General features: G+C 39.7%; 1 protein-coding gene. It reads right to left on the reverse strand.

Going from position 1 to position 1,271, the window contains the following annotated elements:
• The coding region (locus AB1414_21120) for a hypothetical protein (GenBank protein ID MEW6609914.1) at positions 1-1,085 on the reverse strand (1,085 nt) is incomplete at its 3' end.
• Positions 1,086-1,271: the final 186 nt, after the last annotated feature.

The following is a 1,271-nucleotide window of genomic DNA, read 5'->3' on the forward strand; positions in this document are numbered from 1 at the left end:
AAATAATAATCTTCACCTTCTCCACTATCTTCATAACCCTGGCTATTATAATCTGGATAACCCCTGCCCATATGAATATCAGTGATGATGGCAAAGGACCACTTCTTAGGGTCGGCCGAGGGAGGAAGAGCGATAGGGCTAAAGATTACAGCAATAGTCTCTGGTTCTATTATGTTTAATGTAAACGTATATGAGAGAATTGGTTGTGGCCACTGGCCAAGTAGTCGCAATAGGAACAAATCTTCATTAATCCGGTTACAAGAACCCCTGAATTTTAACTGGGCTATACTCCAACCAGGATCTGCTTTAACAGTCAAGTTAACCCGAGTTCCATTTTCGTACGACTCATTACAATCATCGCCACAGTTGATGCCAAGTGGGCTACTGGTAATAGTTCCTGAACCAATTTTATTTACTGTAAGCATATACTGACCTTCTTTTGAAAATCTAGCAATAACATTGCGATGGTGATGATCTATATATAACAGGCAATCCTCAATACCAGAACAATCTCCTTCCCAACCTATGAATGTAGCGCCAGAAGCAGGAATGGCAGTTAAGGTGACGAAACCAGGGTCACCCAAGAACACCCCCTGACAATTGCAACCGCAATCAATACCAGTTGGTGAACTTATGACAGTTCCAGAGCCTGTCTTTACAACTTCAATTACCCCTCCTCGTTCAAAGGTTATATATACATCGATTGGCCTCTTTATTGGTATTGTGCACGAAAGCGAAACAGGATTACGTGTATTTATTGCTCTAAGCATCGCTAATTCGCATAGTTGAGCTCCAATAGAGTCGGCCTTATCGAATCTCCAACCAGTAAGAACCCAACCATCATCTGCTGTTGCTGTTAACTTGACTTGAGTTCCTTCAAGGTAGGACTCACTACAATCATCGCCGCAATCAATACCCACTGGATCAGTAGTGATGACTCCTAAGCCAGTTTTATACACTCTGAGGAGATGTTTTATTTCCTCTGCCTGAATTTGATTGTTAGTTAAATTAAAAGAAAGGTTTGGCAAAAATAAACTCGAGAGTATTAAAATTATTAAAAAAACTTTGATTAGTTTAATTTGCATGGCAGAGTGATTTTAATGTACTTTGTCGTATTTATTTGACTCCCAGGCCAAATTTCGGTCTAGGGCTTGTCCTCTTTTCAATCGAGGGAAGTGATATCTAAAATCTTTTTTGAGTATTCAAACCCCAGGACTCACTTCTGTGTCTGCCTTTAAAATGGTGGAGGATTGAGATTTAATTTTATTTTA

This window comes from bacterium (assembly GCA_040755795.1).
Classification (GTDB): Bacteria; UBA9089; CG2-30-40-21; order CG2-30-40-21; family SBAY01; genus JBFLXS01.